The organism is Paenibacillus sp. FSL H3-0302, assembly GCF_037982245.1.
GTDB classification, from domain to species: domain Bacteria; phylum Bacillota; class Bacilli; order Paenibacillales; family Paenibacillaceae; genus Paenibacillus_AQ; species Paenibacillus_AQ odorifer.
Map to the genome: position 1 here is coordinate 6,103,680 of NZ_CP150284.1, position 18,117 is coordinate 6,121,796.

Genomic DNA, 18,117 nt, shown 5'->3' on the forward strand with positions numbered 1-18,117 from the left:
GGTCGCAGGAAATATTTCAACAGCAGTGGTCATGGCGTTACCGCTCTGGGATCAGTCCTTCTACGGTCAACCGGAATTTCTTGCTCTGCTTGTCCCCGATATTAGAAGCTTCATATATTCCTTCATCCGTTAGCACCACGGAGTCCGCCTTTAAAGCATCATTAACGAAAGTTATCTCAGCGTGATCAACATTCCAGCGGTAAATATAGGCACTCATCGGATTTCCATGTGCGGCTACACCCTCAAAAGATCCATCCTGATCAACATCCAGCTCTTTGGAATGTCCGGTATCAATTTGCAGCAAACCCGAGGGGTTACCGCTCTCGTCGATTAAATAATAGTTACTGAGCGAGTTATTTGCTCCTAGTCCCCCGGTGATTTTCAACACCTTTTCGCTAAACAGCCGCACTACTTCTACCTTAATATCCTCCGGTTGACGATAATTATAAGTTCCTATCGCCCCTAGACTGTATTGTCCTTTGGAAGTAGAAGTTCTGGCATACACATAGTCTTCGTCACTAGCCATCGTATACACACTCACTTTGACTCCTCCAAAATCCTCCAGCTTCTTCTCTGTAATCAAAGTAGCGCCTGTGGGTGGAGCACTTAGTTGAGAGACTATGGGCATTGTATCCACCAGGTTCCACTCCAGCTTAATGAGGTTAGCAGCGGTGTTTGTTGGCTTCGGTCTTGAGGTGTGGTAGTCGTTAGCCGATTGAGCGGGGGATGGGTCCACCTGATGTTGGCAACCTGCCAGTAGATTCATTAGAAGCAAGGCTGTCAGCGTAACGGATTTATGTAAAGGAAACATCCTTGATCACTTCCTAACCTCTTTTTAAAAATAAATCTTTCATTAATCATAGATGAAGTTAGGCATTCAAATGTTACTTTTAGGAGGCGGGAGGGTTAATTTATTGTCTTTTGAGGGTATGCGCCGATCAAAAAGCTAAATTGGCATACAAAAAACCCGCATCAAATGCGGGTTAAGGTTAGCTATCCAGAATCAAGAGCCTAGCAGTTCACGCGCCAGTAGTCGGTAAACCTCTAGCCGTTTCTCCTGCGAATGTGGGATGCTGCATATCATTGCTTCTTGGAATCCATATTGTGCTTGTTCTTCTTGCAAACGTACGGTGATGTCTTTAACCGCACCAACTAAATGAATCTTGCGCCCTTCCTTGATTGACATCCGGTCAATTTCCGATAGCGAAATGTTCTGAGCTTCTTCTGGTGTCAGCACCTGAGTAATCCGGCCCTTACTCATCATCAACCGAAAAATATCCTGCGGTAATGCTTCATACTCAGCTTCTTCCTTCGTTTCTGCTGTGGTCACCATATAGGATACACTGATCTCTGGTTTGTCCATAAAGATAGAAGGCTGGTAGTTATTCCGGTAATGGTCCAAGATTTCATTACTCATCGCACCATTAAAAAATTGTGCGAAGGAGTATCCGACTCCCATTTGTGCAGCTTTTCGCGCGCTATTGCCGCTCGAGCCTAACAACCATACTTCTGGGAGCGCCACCTTCGTTGGAGCAGCGAGATTTTTGGCATATAGCTCATCTTCCGGAATCTGATCACTAAGCAGCTGCATGGTAATGCCAAGCTTGTCATACATATTATGCAGCATTAACTCACGGCCTTCAGATAAAGCGTACATGGCGCTTGTATCGCCACCAGGAGCTCGTCCCACACCAAAATCAATTCTCCCCGGGGAAAAAGCACTTAACGTTTTAAATACTTCAGCCAGCTTAAGCGGAGAATAATGCATCATCATTACACCGCCGGTGCCGATTCGAATACGGTTGGTCTTGGCGGCTAAACGGGCAGCCGTTACTTCCGGAGCTGAGCTAGCAAATGTATTTCCGCCATGGTGCTCTGCCATCCACATTCTGCTATATCCCAGCTCATCTGCTAAAATAGCGAGTTCTTCTGCTTTATTCAGGGCACCTTCCGCAGTGTTGCCGCTTGTCACGGGTGCCTGATCCAATATGCTTAATCTCATGCGAATACATCCCTTCTTTGGTTAGATGACCATTTTATTACTGACCCATTCCTCTAGGGCTGCAATCTTATCTTTAAAGCGTTCACCACGCATTTCCTCCGACAACGAAGCAATAGTCTCCCGCTTTAATACGGCTTTCCAAGAGGATTCAGCTTCTTCCATCAGATTCGATAACAGGCAGCAGCTGTCTTCTTTTTCTAAATCCAACATATCTACCAGAATACCATTCGATGAATACAGCGACTGCTGGCCTTCCACCGCGAGGTAAACGTCATATACACGAATATCTTCAGGGCTTTTCTTTAATTTAAAACCGCCTTTAATGCCGGGAACAGACGTGATGATGTCTGCGGTTACCAGCTTTCTTAACAGTTTCTGAAAATAGGTCGCCGATGCTCCGAGCTGCTGGCTAATCGCTTCCCCAGACAACACCGCCTTATCCGGCAGCATGTTGAGTAGAACCAGTGCATATACCGACTGTTCTACCCCTGTTTTCATATGCATGTACAGCACCTCGATTTACGTAAATAGCTTGATTCAAACTGTAGATAATACCATCCGCGTATAAAGCGGATAAACATTATCCACTTTATACTTTATATCAGTTTGCACCAAAAGTAAAACCTTGCTGGCCTTTCTTTCAGTTAATATCTGCTATAAAAAAAAGATCGCGCATATAGCGCAATCTTTTTTCATATGGATAATCCCACCCGCTGAACCAGCTGTGAGCTCTGGTCATTAAGTCCGGTAATGGTGACTTTTTTACCATGCTCGGCGTATTTGCTCATCGTCTTCGCTATGGCATGGACAGCGGATTGGTCCCACACATGGGAGTGTGAAAAATCGATAATAATATGATCCGGATCGCTATCGTAGGCGAATTCATGAATGAAGTGGCTGGTCGTGCCGAAGAACAACTGGCCGGATACCGCATATGTTTTGGAAGAGGTTGCTTCCTGAACAGTTAGGCGGATCGAAGCTATTTTCCAAGCAAACGTTAAAGCACTTAGCAGAACTCCAAACAAAACCCCAATAGAAAGGTTGTCCGTAACCACCACAGTGACCACCGTCACAATCATAACCAGCGCATCGCTTAGCGGAACACGGGTTAAAGTTTTGAGTGAGCCCCATTCAAAGGTGCTGATACAGACCATTATCATTACGCCGACGAGCGCGCCCATCGGGATCTGCTTCACCACATCGCCAAGTACGATAATTAAGAATAATAAAAAGATCCCTGATACAAACGTGGACAGACGCGTGCGTCCTCCTGACTTCATGTTAACCATCGATTGGCCAATCATCGCACAGCCTGCCATCCCTCCGAAAAAACCAGTGACTACATTCGCAAGCCCCTGTCCCTTCGCCTCTCTGTTCTTATCACTACCTGTGCCCGTAATATCATCTATTAAGGTGGCAGTCATCAGGGATTCCAATAGCCCAACTACGGCCAGCGAAAGTGAATATGGCAAAATAATAAGCAGCGTATCCAGCGTGAACGGGATTTGCGGGAGATGGAATAGTGGCAAAGTTGCTGTAATATTCCCCATATCGCCTACGGTTCTTACGTCCAGATGAAGAGCGATACTAAGAACAGAAACAATAACAATCGCTACAAGTGCTGAAGGTACGGCTTTGGTAAACCGAGGAACCGTGTAGATAATAAGCAAGGTCAGAGCTACCAGTCCGTACATCACCCAGCCTTGTCCTTTAAAATGGGTAAGCTGTGCCATAAAAATCAGTATCGCCAGCGCGTTGACAAAACCCGTCATGACCGGCTGTGGCAAAAACGTGATAAACCGCCCCAGCTTTAGCATCCCCATCAATATCTGAAACACGCCAGCCAGTACAGTTGCCGCGAACAGATACTCTATTCCGTGTTCTAGTACGAGACTTCCGACTAACAGAGCCATAGCTCCCGTAGCCGCCGAGATCATTCCGGGTCTGCCTCCGGCAAGTGCCGTTACAATCGCAATGCAAAAAGAGGCATATAAACCAACCATCGGACTTACTCCCGCCAGGATCGAAAAAGCGATCGCTTCAGGAATCAGCGCAACGGCTACGGTCATCCCCGATAAAATATCGGTTCGAGTGTTAGAAAACCACCCATTATTTAAGGTAAGCTGCTTCAAAATCTATTTTCCTCCTGTGACTATTAAAATGTGTGGATCTTTTGTCAGAAAAGACCCGGGGCCGGTGCAACGCTAATGTTGCTTATTGTACTCGACCCACCTTCACCTTCACAAAAAGATTAGTTAGACTTGTAAGCGCTTATACACCTCATTTTCTAGCGAATCCTTAAAATATCATGCAAATTCTATATTTCTAGATTACCGGTACAATCCGGAAGCTTTCACTTCATTAAAGAAGGTGTTGAATTCATCAATGTTCAGCTGCTGAGCGGCATCAGACAATGCGGTTGCAGGATCAGGATGCACTTCCACCATAATGCCGTCAGCTCCAGCTGCGAGTGCGGCTTTCGCACATGGAATAAGGATGTCTTTGCGGCCTGTCGAGTGAGTTACATCAACCAATACTGGCAAATGACATTCCTGTTTGAGAATTGGCACTGCTGAGATATCAAGCGTGTTGCGGGTCGCTTTTTCATAGGTACGAATTCCACGTTCAATCAGCATGATCTGTGTGTTTCCACGAGACATGATATATTCCGCTGCATGGATGAATTCATCGAGTGTGGCAGCCAATCCACGTTTCAGCAGTACCGGCTTGTCGACTTCTCCGACCGCTTTTAGCAGCTCGAAATTATGCATATTACGTGCACCGATCTGGATGATATCCACATAATCAAGTGACTCTTCAATATGTCTTGGATCTACAATTTCGCTGATGGTCAGCAGTCCATATTCATTTGCTGCTTCTCGTAATATTCTTAAACCGTCCATTCCCAGCCCTTGGAAATCATAAGGTGAAGTCCGAGGCTTGAAGGCACCTCCACGCATTACACGTACTCCGGCTTTTTGCAGGGCGGCAGCTACGGTACGAGTCTGCAGTTCACTTTCCACGGAGCAAGGACCGGCTACCATCAGTGAAGAAGGACCGCCAACCGTTACATCTCCCGGCAGAACAATCACTGTATCCTCTTTGTGGCTCTTGCGGGCTACCAGTAAAGTTTTTTTATGATCATCTGTTTGTAAGTCCAGAGAAGCTGAGAAAATTTGTTTGAAGAGGCTACGGATCGTCCCGTTAGTGAAAGGGCCTTTGTTGCTCGCTACGAGCTTATCCAGCATCTGTTTTTCCCGTTCTGGATCAAATTTAGGGACACCTTGTTTTTCTTTAACTCCTCCAATCTCCTGAACAATCTTAGCCCGCTCGGAGATCAGCTCCAGCAATTGCCCATTAATTTCATCCAGACGACCTCTAAGAACATCCAATTCCACGTTACTCATTACCCTTCCACTCCCTCTTTTTGTTATAATTTGGAACGCAAAAAGGCCCCCCGTCGCAAGGGACGAGGAGCCGTGGTACCACCCTTATTTAGAATTAACCCGAATACTAGCACAAAGGAATAGAATCTCATGTTCCCCTGACTAAGAATTAATTCTGTCTTTCACCCGGTAACGCGGGGCGCGGGCCTCCCTACTCATACCTGCCACAACCTGTGACAAACTACTTCAGGGGCCGACTCGGAAGTGAACTTCGGCATTAATCGTCTCATGAGGGTGCTCTCAGTCTCCGGCACGCCTTCCCTGTTAAGATCCGCTATAATGCTTACTCTCTTCGTCATAGTCCTTATCTATGTCAGCGCGGCTTTTGCGCTGGTTTCTGCTATCTTAATCAAAAAACGTCCCCGATGCAAGATAATAATGGAACGCAGAGTAGCTTTAACGCAATAAATTTTTTTGACTGATCCATACCCATTATCTATCCTATTCCAACCTGGCAATTACGGTTCCAATTCCTTCAAGCTGTATTGTTTGACAGCGATAATTGAATTGTTTACAATTTAATTATTATAAATATTTCCTGTTCTTTTTCAAAAAGCATAGATAACTGAAGGGATGTAGCAGCCATGAGCATTTATCAATATTCAGCACGCAGTATTCGGGGAAAAGATATCGAGCTAGAGCAATACAAAGGTAAAGTGCTACTGATAGTGAATACAGCAAGTAAGTGCGGATTTACCCACCAATATTCAGATCTGCAAAAGCTTTATGAGCGGTACGAGGAACGCGGCCTCCAAATTCTCGGCTTTCCTTCCAATCAATTTGGAGAGCAAGAACCCGGCAGCAATGAAGAGGTTAATGTATTTTGCCAAATCAATTACGGGGTAACCTTCCCACTCTTTGAAAAGGTTGACGTAAAAGGCGAAGCTAAACACCCTCTTTTCACCTACCTAACAGAACAGGCTGGATTTGAAGGGTTCGACATCAACCATTCTTCAGGAAAGCTGCTGCAAAGCATGCTTGAAGACAAAGATCCAGAGGCTCTGAACAATGACGAAATCAAGTGGAACTTCACTAAATTCCTGATTGATCGCGAAGGCAATGTGGTCACTAGATTCGAATCTACGGTGGACCCGCTGGATATTGAACCAGCTATCGAAGCCCTGCTATAAGTTTCTAATATATGAAATATCCGCCCAGCTTTCGGGCGGATTTTTTGGGTTTAAGCATCTGCTTAATCATGTTCGGTACTGCTCGGTAAACACTTCAAAATAAGGAGTCGTGTCCCTCTCCGCCATCGAACCATTCGCACCAGGTCCCCAGCCGATTTCAGCACGCCAGCTTCCCAACACACCTGACTGAATCAGCACCTCCTCATTTACACCGATCAGCTGATCCGCCTGTGGTGCCACGTATAAAGCATCTACAGGACAATAAGCTTCACACATGAAACAGGTCTGGCAATCTTCCTGACGGGCAATGACCGGAATCTTCCCCTGCATTTCGAATACGTTCGTCGGACATACTTTCGTACACAGCTTACAACCAACACAACGCTCCAAGCTGATTAATTCGATCATATCGCTTGCCCCTCCTTCAGCGCATTCAGTTCATGAGCATGGGGCACAGCCTCTGTACTGACGCTTATATGTTGAATACCGGATAAGATCAGCCGGTGAGTCTGGCGCGGATCAAGCTCCGGATATTCCGCTAGCTTTTGCAGTCCGCGGGTCTCTTTCCGGGCGAGTGCCGCGGTGTACATCCACCTGCCGACCGCGAGCATAGCCGCGGCTTCACGTGATTGCACGATGCCCTGAACGCTGGCAGGAGCCTGCCCGTTCAAATAGGGCATCAAGGCATTCAGCCGCTTCAAGGCTGAAGAAATGCCCGGCTCGCTGCGGAAATAATTGATCTGCAGCGGCAAGATTTCACGCTGGATTGCCGCGATTAGCGGCTTCACCTCCAGCGTTTCCGAGGCATCGGCGCCAGCCGCCAGCCCGTAGCGTCCCGCTGCGGTCAGCTTGCGGCTGTTCGCCTGTCCTCGGCAGGACAGCGCATGCTGCGCGGCTCCCTGTCCAGCCCAGCTTCCGCTGCACATGGCCCAGGAAGCGTTATAAGCCCCGCCGCCGGAGATGGCGCCGGTCACTTTCTCGCGAGATGCGGCATCACCGGCCGCATAGAGTCCGGGCACGGTCGTCTGGCAATCCGTACCGCTCAAGCGCAGACCCCCAGTCCCGCGCATCGTGCCCTCATAGCGCAGGGTGAGCGGGAATTTCTGCTTAAACGCATCAATTCCCGCCCGCTCCAGCGGCATAAAGAAAATCGGATGCGCTTTGCGCAGGAAATCCTGTTTCTCCGCGGTGTCTGCCAGATCCAGCGAAGCGTAAACCGGACCCTTCAGCATCAGCTCAGGAATGCTGCCAAAGGTCCGATCCCCTCTATGCAACGGATGACCGTCCGCGTCATAGAGAGTGGCCCAAGCCAGCATACGGCCACGTGTTACGGTTCCGTCCGCAAAGCTTGGCGCATATTGGCGGCTGAATTCCATGCCCGAGAGATCAGCTCCCACCTCTGCGGACATCAACAATCCCTCCCCTGTCAGCACGTTGCAACCAAGACCTTTGCTGAGAAAAGCACAGCCGCCGGTAGCCATTACAACGGCATTTGCCTTCACTTCCCAAGACTCTCCTGTCAGGCGGTTGATCCCACGCGCTCCACCAACACCGTGTTCATCATGAAGAAGTTCCAGCGCTGGTGACTGATCAAGAATTGCGACCCCTGCTTTGCGCACAACTTTTCGCATAATCCGCATATATTCTGGTCCATGGAGATGGGTACGCAGTGAGTTTCCTTCTTCATCCTTCGGAAACGGATACCCCCACTGCTCCACTTGAGCCAGGTTCTGCTCTACCTGATCCAGCACCCGGTGAATCCAAGCATTCTCCGACAAATATCCGCCGGCCTTAAGTCTGGCCTGCACTGCCTGCTCCCGCAGCTCGGCAATGGGAGGGATAACGAGCAACGTTGTTCCACCCGGTGCAGTTGCGCCACTTGTGCCCAAGTAGCCCTTATCCGCCAGGACTACCTTTGCACCTTGCGAGGCTGCACTCCATGCCGACCACGCCCCAGCAGGACCTCCGCCAAGCACGAGGACATCCACTGTCATTTTCTTCTTAAGCTGCGACATATTTTTTCCTCCTACACCATTAGCTGAGTTAGTTGAACTTAAAAATCACTAAAGGGAGGAGTGGCGGAGAGGCGGCCGAAAGTCCAAATATTCACCGCAGTCACTCAATTACCTTTACAGAAGAATCTTAAGTTCAATTAAAACAGCTTTTAAGCAACTTTATTTCAGCTGCCAATCGCTAATATTGAAGTCTTTTTTCGCTAACTTCTCTTCTACGAGGAAGTTTTTGGTACCGTCCAGCAGCTTTGTTCCTTCATCAGTGAACGCAGTATCCTTGATATCACTAATCGGATTCACTTGCTTCGCCAGCTCAGGCGTTGTATCTCCGATTTCAGCCAGAAATTGATAATACTCATCTTCATGCTGCTTCAAGTCTGCCAAGGCTTTCTCTCTAGCTTCGTTCCATACCTTCGGAAAATCAGGGAATTTCGCCAGATAATCCTCAGACACAACTGTTGCGCTAGAACCAAGCAGGTTCGGGTGCTTCGAGGCATCATCCAAGTGAGTGTAGCCTTGGTCAATCAGCTTCAGCGCAGGAACGCCTAAATTTGTTGTAGCATCTACATCTCCACGGGCTAAAGCTGCAGTAGCATCTGGAATGAGCATATGCACGAGTTTGTAGTCGGTCACGCCTTCTTCCTGTAGTAATCCAACTACATAACGGTGCATGAAGGAGCCTTTTTGAATCGCGATAGTTTTACCTTGCAGATCTTTCACCGTCTTGGGCCCATCCTTCTTGCCGATCAAATAACCAATCGTGTTCGCGGAAGATTGTGAAATCAGACGGGTCTTGGCTCCAGAAGCGTAGGCAATAATAGCAGGTGTATCTCCAAGGCTGCCGATATCCAGCCGACCACTAATCAAGGATTCTGTCTGATCCGGACCGTTTGGAAAGCCAGTAAGCTTCACTTCAGTAATGCCGTATTTCTTCAACTCTTCTTGAATAATCCCTTTATAAAAGCCCCAACCCTCTGCACCGCCGGGCACATTCAATTTGTTGGAACCGATAAACCCAAAGTTCAATACCGCTGGAACATTGCTCGTGCTCGTGGCCCCTTCTCCCGCCTTCTCCGTATTTGATCCCCCGGGGGCAGATGCTCCATTGCCGCCCGTATTATTTCCGCAAGCCTGAAGCACCAGCATGGCCATCATAATTGTAGTTAAAAGTGCAAACCGAATCTTCCTAGAACGTTTCCCTTGAATCTCTCTGTACGCTTGTTTCATTGTTTCTCCCCCTAGGTTTATGCTATTTATTTAAATCTTGATCCAGCTCAGAACCCTGCCCTCGACGCCAATTTATACATAAAGTCATGGCTTGCCACCGGCTGCCTGCCCTTACCCCAGCCTACTTTTTCACGATAACCGCCAAGTAGTCCCTGCTCCTGAAGTTCCGCTTCTGTCACACCGATAATATTCTCAGAGTCTGGTGCAACGTAGAGAGCATCGACAGGACAATACAGCTCACACATAAAGCAAGTCTGGCAATCACTCTGCCGGGCAATAACAGGAATGCCATCCTCTACCCGTTCGAAAACATTAGTCGGGCAGACAGATACACATTGGTTGCACTCTACACATCTGGCAGCGCTGATCACCTCAATCACGATAGAACACCCTCCTTAGCCACGGCTTCCGTCTTCACCCATACCTGATCTAATCCGCCACTGATCAAGCGGTGATGCTGGCCATGATCTGTAGCCTTGAAATCCTCACGCTTATGCATGCCTCTCGTCTCTGTACGAGCAAGTGCAGAATTGTACATCCAGCGGGCTGTTGCGGTCATGGCTTCGGCTTCCCGTGCCTTGACCCCTTCTGGCGTACGCTGAATTTCGCGGCTTCGTTGCTCTTTCCACAATCCATCCAGACGATCAAGTGCAGACGTCAGCCCTTGTTCTGTCCGGAACAAATTGATATCATACGGCTTCACCTCAGCCTGTACAGCAGACACATACTCTGCTGTTTGGGCTGCCACTCCCGGCTTCACTTCCTGATGCACCAGTGGTGATGACGATAAGCCGACTGGACTACGCTGCGCAGCGTGCGACCCCAGACTCTGTGCATAGACAGCAGCTCCTTCACCAGCAAAAGAACCTGAAGACATCGCCCACGCCGCATTATGGCTGCCTCCGCCAGTAAAACCTCCGCAAATCAGCTCGCGGGTAGCAGCATCTCCTGCCGCGTAAAGTCCGGGAACACCTGTGCCGCAGCTTTCATCTGTAATATGAATGCCACCCGTCCCCCGAACCGTGCCTTCGAGCCGCAAAGTAACCGGAAACGCATCCTTGAACGGATCAATTCCCTGGCGGTCAAATGGAAGGAAAAAGTTCGTCTGCGCCACCCGCAGCAGCGGTCTTAAATCCTCTGGTGCCCCATCCAGCTTGGCGTACACCTGATTACCTGCCAACAGATTCCGGGCAATTACAGAACGGCCTTTCTTGGAACCGGCTCCCTCCACAATGCTTCCATCCTCATAATAAAAGCTGGCATAGCTGTAATACGCTGTCTTGGTCACCGAAGAGAACGTAGGGCAGATCGCATAGGCATTGGAGAATTCCATGCCGGACAGATTCGCCCCAGCCTCAGCAGCGAAGAGATAACCATCTCCGGTCAACACGTTGCAGCCAAGTGCCTTGCTTAGGAAGGCGCAGCCTCCGGTAGCAATGACGACTGCTCCTGCCTGAACAGTCCAGGTTTCTCCACTCTGGGTATGAACTCCAGCCGCTCCAGCTACGCCATGCTCATCTGCCAGGAGTTCCAAGGCTGGGCTGTGATCTAGAATTTTGACGCCTGCCTTTTTCACCAGCCTACGCATTAATTTCATATATTCCGGTCCTTGCAGACTTCTTCGGAATTGATTGCCCTGCTCATCTACAGGGAATGGATAACCGGTAACACCAAGCTTGTTCATATTGGCATAGGTTTGATCCAGCACCCGGTCCATCCAGCGAGATTCAGCCAGCTGACCGCCAAGCGCATAACGACTTGCTTTTGCCTCTTTCCGGAGCTTCTCATCCGGCTTCACATACCAGACTCCCGTTCCCGACGGTGCCGTTGCCCCACTTGAACCGCAGTACCCTTTATCTGCAAGGATTACTTTGGCCCCCTTCGCTGATGCAGTAAGGGCTGCCCACGTTCCTGCCGGACCTCCTCCGATAACGAGCACGTCTGCCACCAAATTCACCGATCCTTTTTTCACCGATCCACTCATATGTTTAAGACCTCCTCAGTTTGTTTAGCCTTCGTAACTATCGCGCCAGAACAGGAACTTTCGTTCAATAATCCGGAACAAGGAATCGATCAGCTTACCGACAATTGCGAAAATAATAATGCCTACGAATACAACCTCTGTATTAGAGTTCTGCTTCGCTTCATTGATAAGAAACCCAATACCTGACTGTGATCCAATAAGCTCTGCTACAACCAAACCAATCCAAGCTACAGCCAGCGACAACCTTAGCCCTAACAAAATTCCAGGCAGCGCCGCCGGGAGTATAAGCCTGCGCAGCTTCTGATATGGACTGAATCCCAATACCCGAGCTACTTCGAACAATTTATTGTCCACATTGCGGATGCCCATAAATGTATTAATATAGAGCGGAAAAAATGAGCCTGTCATAATGATCACAACTTTTGACATCTCTCCAAACCCGAACCAGAGAATAATGAGCGGCGCTATAGCTAAATGGGGAACAAGCCTAAGCACTTGTACGCTAGGATCGAGCACATATTCTACACTGCGAAACAAGCCGGTCAGTACGCCGAATAGAAGACCCAACACACCTCCAATAAGAAATCCGATGCCCGCCCTACCCATGCTGACGCCCAGATGATGAGTTAACTCTCCAGTAACCAACAAGTCGGTAAAAGCTCTTGCAATCGAAAGCGGAGTCGGCAAAAAGGTTGCTGAGACCAGCCCCGTACTCCCTGCCAGCTGCCAAAGGACTAACGTCACCACCGGGATAATTGCACCCATTCCCCAATCAGAGAGCAGGGGTTTCCATGCAACTTGTATTGCGGGTTTCTTCGGTGTCTTCTTGGATAAAGGAGCTGTGCCGCCGCTATCCAGCGTTTCTCTGGCTCTTTTAGTATTTTTGATAATAGCTTCTACTCCATCGCTCATGGTGCATCCCCCTTTTGTTTAATGAGCGTTCAAGGTTATCCGCGATAACTGTCTTGCCATCTCAACAACCGTCGTTCAATGTAACGAACAATGGAATCACTCAACAATCCAGCTACGGCAAAAATAATAATTCCCACGAACACCACTGGTGTGTCCGCAAATTGACGCGCATCGGACATCATGTATCCAATGCCTGAGGTAGATGCAATAAGCTCTGCCACTACTAACCCCAGCCAAGAAAGCCCTAGAGAGAGACGCACTCCAAGAATAATGTTCGGCAGCGCTGCTGGAAGTACTAACCTGCCAATCTGCTTCAACCGGCTGAAGCCAAGTACCCGGGAAACTTCGAACAGCTTGTTATCCACGCCGCGAATTCCCATGAACGTATTGATATAAAGCGGGAAAAAAGCTCCCTTAGCAATCAATAGCACCTTCGACTCCTCACCGATCCCGAACCATAAAATGAACAGCGGTACTACCGCCAGACTGGGAATCATGCGGATCATTTGCAGGGAAGGATCTAACAGCTTCTCCGATCTGCGGAACAGGCCTACGAGAAGTCCTAACAGCAGACCCAGTCCACCACCTAGCAGGAATCCAGAAAAGGCTCTGACCAAGCTGATTCTAAAGTTCGGCCACAGATCGCCTGAAGCCGCTAAAGTTACAAAAGATTCCGCAATCGTATACGGCGTAGGGAACAGCATCTCCGAGATCATTCCATAATGCCCGAGCGTCTGCCACAGAATTAGCACACTGCCCGGCAGCAAAAGACCAAGTCCTAGTGTTGCCACCTTTCCGGGTCTTCCGGAAGTTCTTATGACTACAGCCCGATTTGTCATACTTTGAACCCACCTTTTTTCAGCTTTACAATCACTTTAAATAAACAGAAAGAGACCCTCGAATGTTAATGCCTTCGAAAGTCTCCATGGGTATGGTCGACCTATTTTATATTCCGGCTCCGTCTGTAAGCTCTAGCTCATCTACCTTTTCAAAATAATTCAACACCTTCAAACGCAGCTCTTGAAAGGATATCGTTGTTTTTTTCCGTGGATACGGTAAATCTATCGGTACAATTTTACGTATTTTCCCGGGACGCGGCTCTAGAATCACTACCCGATCCCCCAAGAACACAGCCTCATCAATATCATGTGTCACAAAAATCATGGTTGTTTGGTTAGCCCGCCAAATGTCCAGCAATACCGTCTGCATATGAGCCCGAGTGAATGCATCCAGTGCACCAAACGGTTCGTCCAGCAGCAGTATTTTCGGATTGCGCAGAAGTGCACGAGCTATTGCCACCCGCTGGGCCATCCCTCCCGACAACTCGCGGGGATAAGATTTCTCAAATCCATTTAACTTCACCAGATCAATCAATTCATCGACCTTCCGCCTAACCTCCTTGTTCCCTAGCGGTAAATCAGAGGCAATATTCTTCTCAACGGTAAGCCAGGGAAAGAGGCGATGCTCCTGAAAAATAAAACCCTTATCGATCCCAGGACCCCCAATCTCCGCCCCTTCCAGGGTGACACTGCCAGTGTACCCGCTATCCAGACCGGCTACGATGCGTAATAGTGTACTTTTTCCACAGCCGCTGGGGCCGATGACTGTAATAAATTCGCCCTCCTGTACATGGAGATCTACATTATGGAGTGCTTGAACATGACCACCGGCAGACTCAAAACGTTTATTTAGGTTCGAAATAGACAGCAACGCTTCTCCCACCTTGACCCCTCCTTTAATCTGTATGGACAAAAAAACAGAGGCATTGCGTTTTTACATTCGCAATACCTCTGTAGGAACAGTCGGCAATCATTATTCAAAGTAAATCAATTGGAATTATAATATTTAAAATATCATCGATTTTATAAGCTGTCAACAAAAAACAAGCCCTTTTATGGAACAGAAGTGGAGTTATTTCTAGTTCATAAGTTAGAAAAGCAATGAATTTAATCACTTTTAGTAGGATGAAAGTATTAAAAAACTTTGCTTTTGCGTCGATATAATGAAGTAAGCTTATGACAAATTGGTTCTAAGGAAGGGGCTTTTGCTTGAAAAGCATATCATTAAAATGGGGAGCAACACTTGTTGCCCTTAACACCTTGTTCGGTGGTACTCTCTATGCATCTGCAGCTGAAATCACTCCACCGTTCTCCGATTTAACCGAAATACAACAGACGAAAAGTGCCGCAATCCTCGAGGCTGCTCGTCTAGGATTGCTTAAAGGCGATCCCAATGGACAATTCAGACCCACTGCGACTATGACCCGCCAAGAGCTGGCAGCCATTTTAGCGAAGACCTTAAAGCTAGATTCCTCAGTGAATTCCGCTTCTTCCTTTAGAGACGTATCTGATTCCAGTTGGAGTGTCTCCGCTATTGAGGCTGTTAAAAAGGCAGGATTTATGGAGGGTGATCTTACAGGTAATTTTAATCCATCCAGACCTGTAACTAGGGAAGAGCTTGCAGTTATATTTGTACGTGCCATCCGCGGAACTGGAGCACAAGGCGGACAAGCCAACAAGGTTAATGACGAATCCACAATCAGCAATTGGGCAAAAGAGTATACTGATGTCGCACTACGTCTTAAACTTATAGACTCTCCCGAAGATATGTTCAGCCCCAAAGGTACTGTTCAGCGGCAGGATATGGCTTCTTTTCTGCTGAATATTTTTAAAGAAGAACAACAAACTGCAACGATCGACAATATAGATGGAGATTTCATAACGATCAATGGCACGCCTTACCTCATTGAAGGTACACTCAAAGAATTAATGGGTGATAGCAACCATGATGCTTTAAGAGGAGCTGTCCTTAAGTTCAATTCCTTGAATCGTCATGTAGATGGTTTGCAAGAGCTTGAAATTGTACAAAAAGGGGTTCAACTAAATACCTCCGGCTTTCCCTCCGGTTCTTTGCTCAATATTTCTGGAAATGATGTTGTTATTAAAGGTAATGTTACCGGTGATCTAAAGATTAAAAATGGCGTTTCGAGTATAACTTTTCAGGGCCAAATTGGGCAGATCATTGTGGACTCTATAACTCCAGTTACTATTCATGGCAGCGGTCCCCTGCAAACCTTAAAAATAGTTGAAGGCGGCGCTAGGATCACCATCGATCCCTCCTTGTCTATTCAAAATCTGCAGTTGCCTGGCAACAGTCTGCCTTCACATTTCATAACAAATTACACAGCCATTCAAGATAATATCCAAAAGGTTCAAAATGCATCTGGAGTCGTTGCTCCTGCATATACTTCGTCCACGTCTGCTAACGCCGTGAGCGATCCGACTCCTGAGCCTACTCCCGTAGCGACTCCTAGTCCTACTCCGGTGACGACTCCTAGTCCTTCTCCGGTGCTGACTCCTGAGCCTACTCCGGTGCTGACTCCTAGTCCTACTCCCGTAGTGACTCCTAGTCCTACTCCGGTCGCGACTCCTAGCCCTACTCCCGTAGCGACTCCTAGCCCTACTCCGGTGACGACTCCGAGCCCTACTCCCGTAGCGACTCCTAGTCCTACTCCGGTGACGACTCCTAGTCCTTCTCCGGTCGCGACTCCTAGTCCTTCTCCGGCGACGACTCCTAGTCCTTCTCCGGCGACGACTCCTGAGCCTACACCCGTAGCGACTCCTAGTCCTTCTCCGGTCGCGACTCCGAGCCCTACTCCGGTGACGACTCCGAGCCCTACTCCCGTAGCGACTCCTGAGCCTACTCCGGCGACGACTCCTGAGCCTACTCCGGCGCCTACTCCTGAGCCTACTCCCGTAGCGACTCCTAGTCCTACTCCGGTGAACCATGCACCAGTCGTGCAAAATAATATTGATCCAATATCTGCTCTGATCACAAGTGGTGTCCAAAACGTCGACATCAGTAATGTGTTCATTGATCCGGACGGCGACCCGCTTACATTCGCAGCTGCATCCTCTGACGCTAGCGTTGCCACTGTATCTGTAAATGGGAATCATCTCAACCTTGTGCCGGTCGATTCAGGCACAGCCATGATTACAATAACAGCAATGGACGGCCAAGGTGGCGTTAACACTGCTACTTTTGCATTCACTGTAACGTCTAATCAGCCACCAATTGCGATATCTGGAATCACTACTCAACTCTTAACACCAGGTATCACTGCACCACGTACATTTGATCTGGCCCAGCTTTTTCAAGATCCCGACAATGACATGCTTACTTATTCAGCTTCTATAGATAACGTAAATGCTGGTACACTTAGCCTTAATGGCAACACTCTGACGGTAACTCCGGCAGCTAATAGTTCAGCTAGTGGTTTAGTGACCCTCACAGCAACGGATGATAAAGGAGGTTCAGCTACCTCAACTTTCACCTTGATTACAGCCCAGCTTGTAAACAACGGCTTTGTGCCAATAACCACCAAGCAAGGTGTATCCAATATTTCCTTCGATATTTCCAAGCTGATTCCTAATCAGAGTCAATTTAAAGTGTATACAGAAAGCAGCACAGGTTCATTGAGCGGACCTGCAAATCTGAATGGAGCTATATGGAATGGTCCTACAAGTCCAGGAACGGTATGGATAGTAGGTTCTGATGGCAAAGCGGTTGTATTATCTATAAGCGTGGCTTCACAGGGTACCTCTGAGCTATTCTTCTCAGAGTATCTGGACGGCGGTGACGGCAGAATCGCAGTTGAGCTGTACTATAAAGGAAATGGTAATCCCGCAGGAAAAGCAGAAGGTTACACCCTTGAAGTTCACCAATTTATGAAAGCCACCCAAACCAAACAGGTTTATTCCCGGCCATTATTTCCTGTACCTGTAGCAATGCCGTATATGTTTATAGATTCTACTTTTGGGGACGCATTTGATTTAATGAATATCTCCTATTACAATGATGAGCTGAGTCTATATAATCCAAAAACATATAATATTACAGCATTAGTACTGAAGAAAAACGGTCAAATCGTGGATGTTCTCGGTGACCCTACCTCTACTCAGCAATTCCTCTCCACAGGTGGAACTATTGTCCGTAAATCTGGTATATACACTGGATCACAGCAGTATTCACTTGAGGGCGAGTGGAATCAATATCCCAAAGGAACTTACCAGTATTTTGGAAGCCATACTCCTTAAGCAGCCCTTTCTAATGTAAAAAACAAGCAGGCAGTGAGCCTCCAGATATTGGAGAAACACTGCCTGCTTGTTTATCTGCATTGCGTAGGGTTAAGTCGACTTTGGGTAAACCTCGGAATAACTCCTCCGGATCCCCCCGTATATTTTAATTACCGAATCTAAACCCAATCTTTGATTTAGTTGCATTCTGTACACTTATTTCGTATAAAAAAGGGGTTGTCCTGAATATAACTGTATTCTATACAATTAAAATCCAGAAAAACCACCTTTAGCTGATGAAATCATGAAAATAAGTGTACTGAATACAA

15 protein-coding genes are annotated in these 18,117 nt (G+C 47.8%); 2 read left to right on the forward strand and 13 right to left on the reverse strand.

Going from position 1 to position 18,117, the window contains the following annotated elements; all coding sequences use genetic code 11:
- Window positions 1-37: 37 nt before the first annotated feature.
- The 5 genes from MHH50_RS27105 to MHH50_RS27125 form a co-directional block, all read right to left on the reverse strand.
- On the reverse strand, window positions 38-811 hold the full coding sequence (locus MHH50_RS27105) for a hypothetical protein (RefSeq protein WP_076280277.1): 774 nt from the start codon (window positions 809-811) through the stop codon (window positions 38-40).
- Window positions 812-1,003: 192 nt separating this feature from the next.
- Complete coding sequence (locus tag MHH50_RS27110; protein WP_340033696.1) at window positions 1,004-2,002, reverse strand: LLM class flavin-dependent oxidoreductase; 999 nt, start codon at window positions 2,000-2,002, stop codon at window positions 1,004-1,006.
- A gap of 21 nt (window positions 2,003-2,023) precedes the next feature.
- Window positions 2,024-2,506: an Rrf2 family transcriptional regulator gene (locus tag MHH50_RS27115; protein ID WP_076137019.1), complete on the reverse strand. Its 483-nt coding sequence runs from the start codon at window positions 2,504-2,506 to the stop codon at window positions 2,024-2,026.
- A 188-nt stretch (window positions 2,507-2,694) separates the two neighbouring features.
- Window positions 2,695-4,071 carry a SulP family inorganic anion transporter gene (locus tag MHH50_RS27120; RefSeq protein ID WP_254847764.1) on the reverse strand — a complete coding sequence of 459 codons (1,377 nt, stop codon included), beginning with the start codon at window positions 4,069-4,071 and terminating at the stop codon, window positions 2,695-2,697.
- Window positions 4,072-4,332: 261 nt separating this feature from the next.
- On the reverse strand, window positions 4,333-5,409 hold the full coding sequence (locus MHH50_RS27125) for a bifunctional 3-deoxy-7-phosphoheptulonate synthase/chorismate mutase (RefSeq protein ID WP_076193656.1): 1,077 nt from the start codon (window positions 5,407-5,409) through the stop codon (window positions 4,333-4,335).
- Window positions 5,410-6,032: 623 nt separating this feature from the next.
- Between MHH50_RS27125 and MHH50_RS27130 the strand changes: the two genes are divergently transcribed.
- On the forward strand, window positions 6,033-6,578 hold the full coding sequence (locus tag MHH50_RS27130) for a glutathione peroxidase (protein ID WP_038573366.1): 546 nt from the start codon (window positions 6,033-6,035) through the stop codon (window positions 6,576-6,578).
- A gap of 66 nt (window positions 6,579-6,644) precedes the next feature.
- On the opposite strand, the gene MHH50_RS27135 is transcribed toward MHH50_RS27130, so the two are convergent.
- The 8 genes from MHH50_RS27135 to MHH50_RS27170 all read right to left on the reverse strand — a co-directional run bounded on the left by MHH50_RS27135 (window position 6,645) and on the right by MHH50_RS27170 (window position 14,435).
- Window positions 6,645-6,986: a 4Fe-4S binding protein gene (locus MHH50_RS27135; protein WP_076128745.1), complete on the reverse strand. Its 342-nt coding sequence runs from the start codon at window positions 6,984-6,986 to the stop codon at window positions 6,645-6,647.
- Window positions 6,983-8,593, reverse strand: coding sequence for an FAD-binding protein (locus tag MHH50_RS27140; protein ID WP_076128746.1), 1,611 nt, complete (start codon window positions 8,591-8,593; stop codon window positions 6,983-6,985). The genes MHH50_RS27135 and MHH50_RS27140 overlap by 4 nt, the downstream gene beginning before the upstream one ends.
- 159 nt (window positions 8,594-8,752) lie before the next feature.
- The gene (locus MHH50_RS27145; RefSeq protein WP_340033698.1) at window positions 8,753-9,817 is read right to left on the reverse strand and encodes an ABC transporter substrate-binding protein; all 1,065 of its coding nucleotides are present in this window, start codon (window positions 9,815-9,817) and stop codon (window positions 8,753-8,755) included.
- 47 nt (window positions 9,818-9,864) lie between these two features.
- Window positions 9,865-10,197: a ferredoxin family protein gene (locus MHH50_RS27150; protein WP_036680289.1), complete on the reverse strand. Its 333-nt coding sequence runs from the start codon at window positions 10,195-10,197 to the stop codon at window positions 9,865-9,867.
- A complete protein-coding gene (locus tag MHH50_RS27155; protein ID WP_076193650.1) occupies window positions 10,194-11,801 on the reverse strand; it encodes an FAD-binding protein in 1,608 nt (535 codons plus the stop codon). Before MHH50_RS27155 ends, MHH50_RS27150 begins: the two co-directional genes overlap by 4 nt.
- Before the next feature lie 24 nt (window positions 11,802-11,825).
- A complete protein-coding gene (locus MHH50_RS27160; protein ID WP_076185455.1) occupies window positions 11,826-12,713 on the reverse strand; it encodes an ABC transporter permease in 888 nt (295 codons plus the stop codon).
- Window positions 12,714-12,748: 35 nt separating this feature from the next.
- Window positions 12,749-13,552 (reverse strand): ABC transporter permease, encoded by an 804-nt coding sequence (locus MHH50_RS27165; RefSeq protein ID WP_076128755.1) that lies wholly within the window; start codon window positions 13,550-13,552, stop codon window positions 12,749-12,751.
- A 106-nt stretch (window positions 13,553-13,658) separates the two neighbouring features.
- Complete coding sequence (locus MHH50_RS27170; RefSeq protein WP_340033699.1) at window positions 13,659-14,435, reverse strand: ABC transporter ATP-binding protein; 777 nt, start codon at window positions 14,433-14,435, stop codon at window positions 13,659-13,661.
- A 326-nt stretch (window positions 14,436-14,761) separates the two neighbouring features.
- On the opposite strand from MHH50_RS27170, the gene MHH50_RS27175 reads away from it, so the two are divergent.
- Window positions 14,762-17,809, forward strand: a complete 3,048-nt coding sequence (locus MHH50_RS27175; protein WP_340033700.1) for an S-layer homology domain-containing protein — start codon at window positions 14,762-14,764, stop codon at window positions 17,807-17,809.
- Window positions 17,810-18,117: the final 308 nt, after the last annotated feature.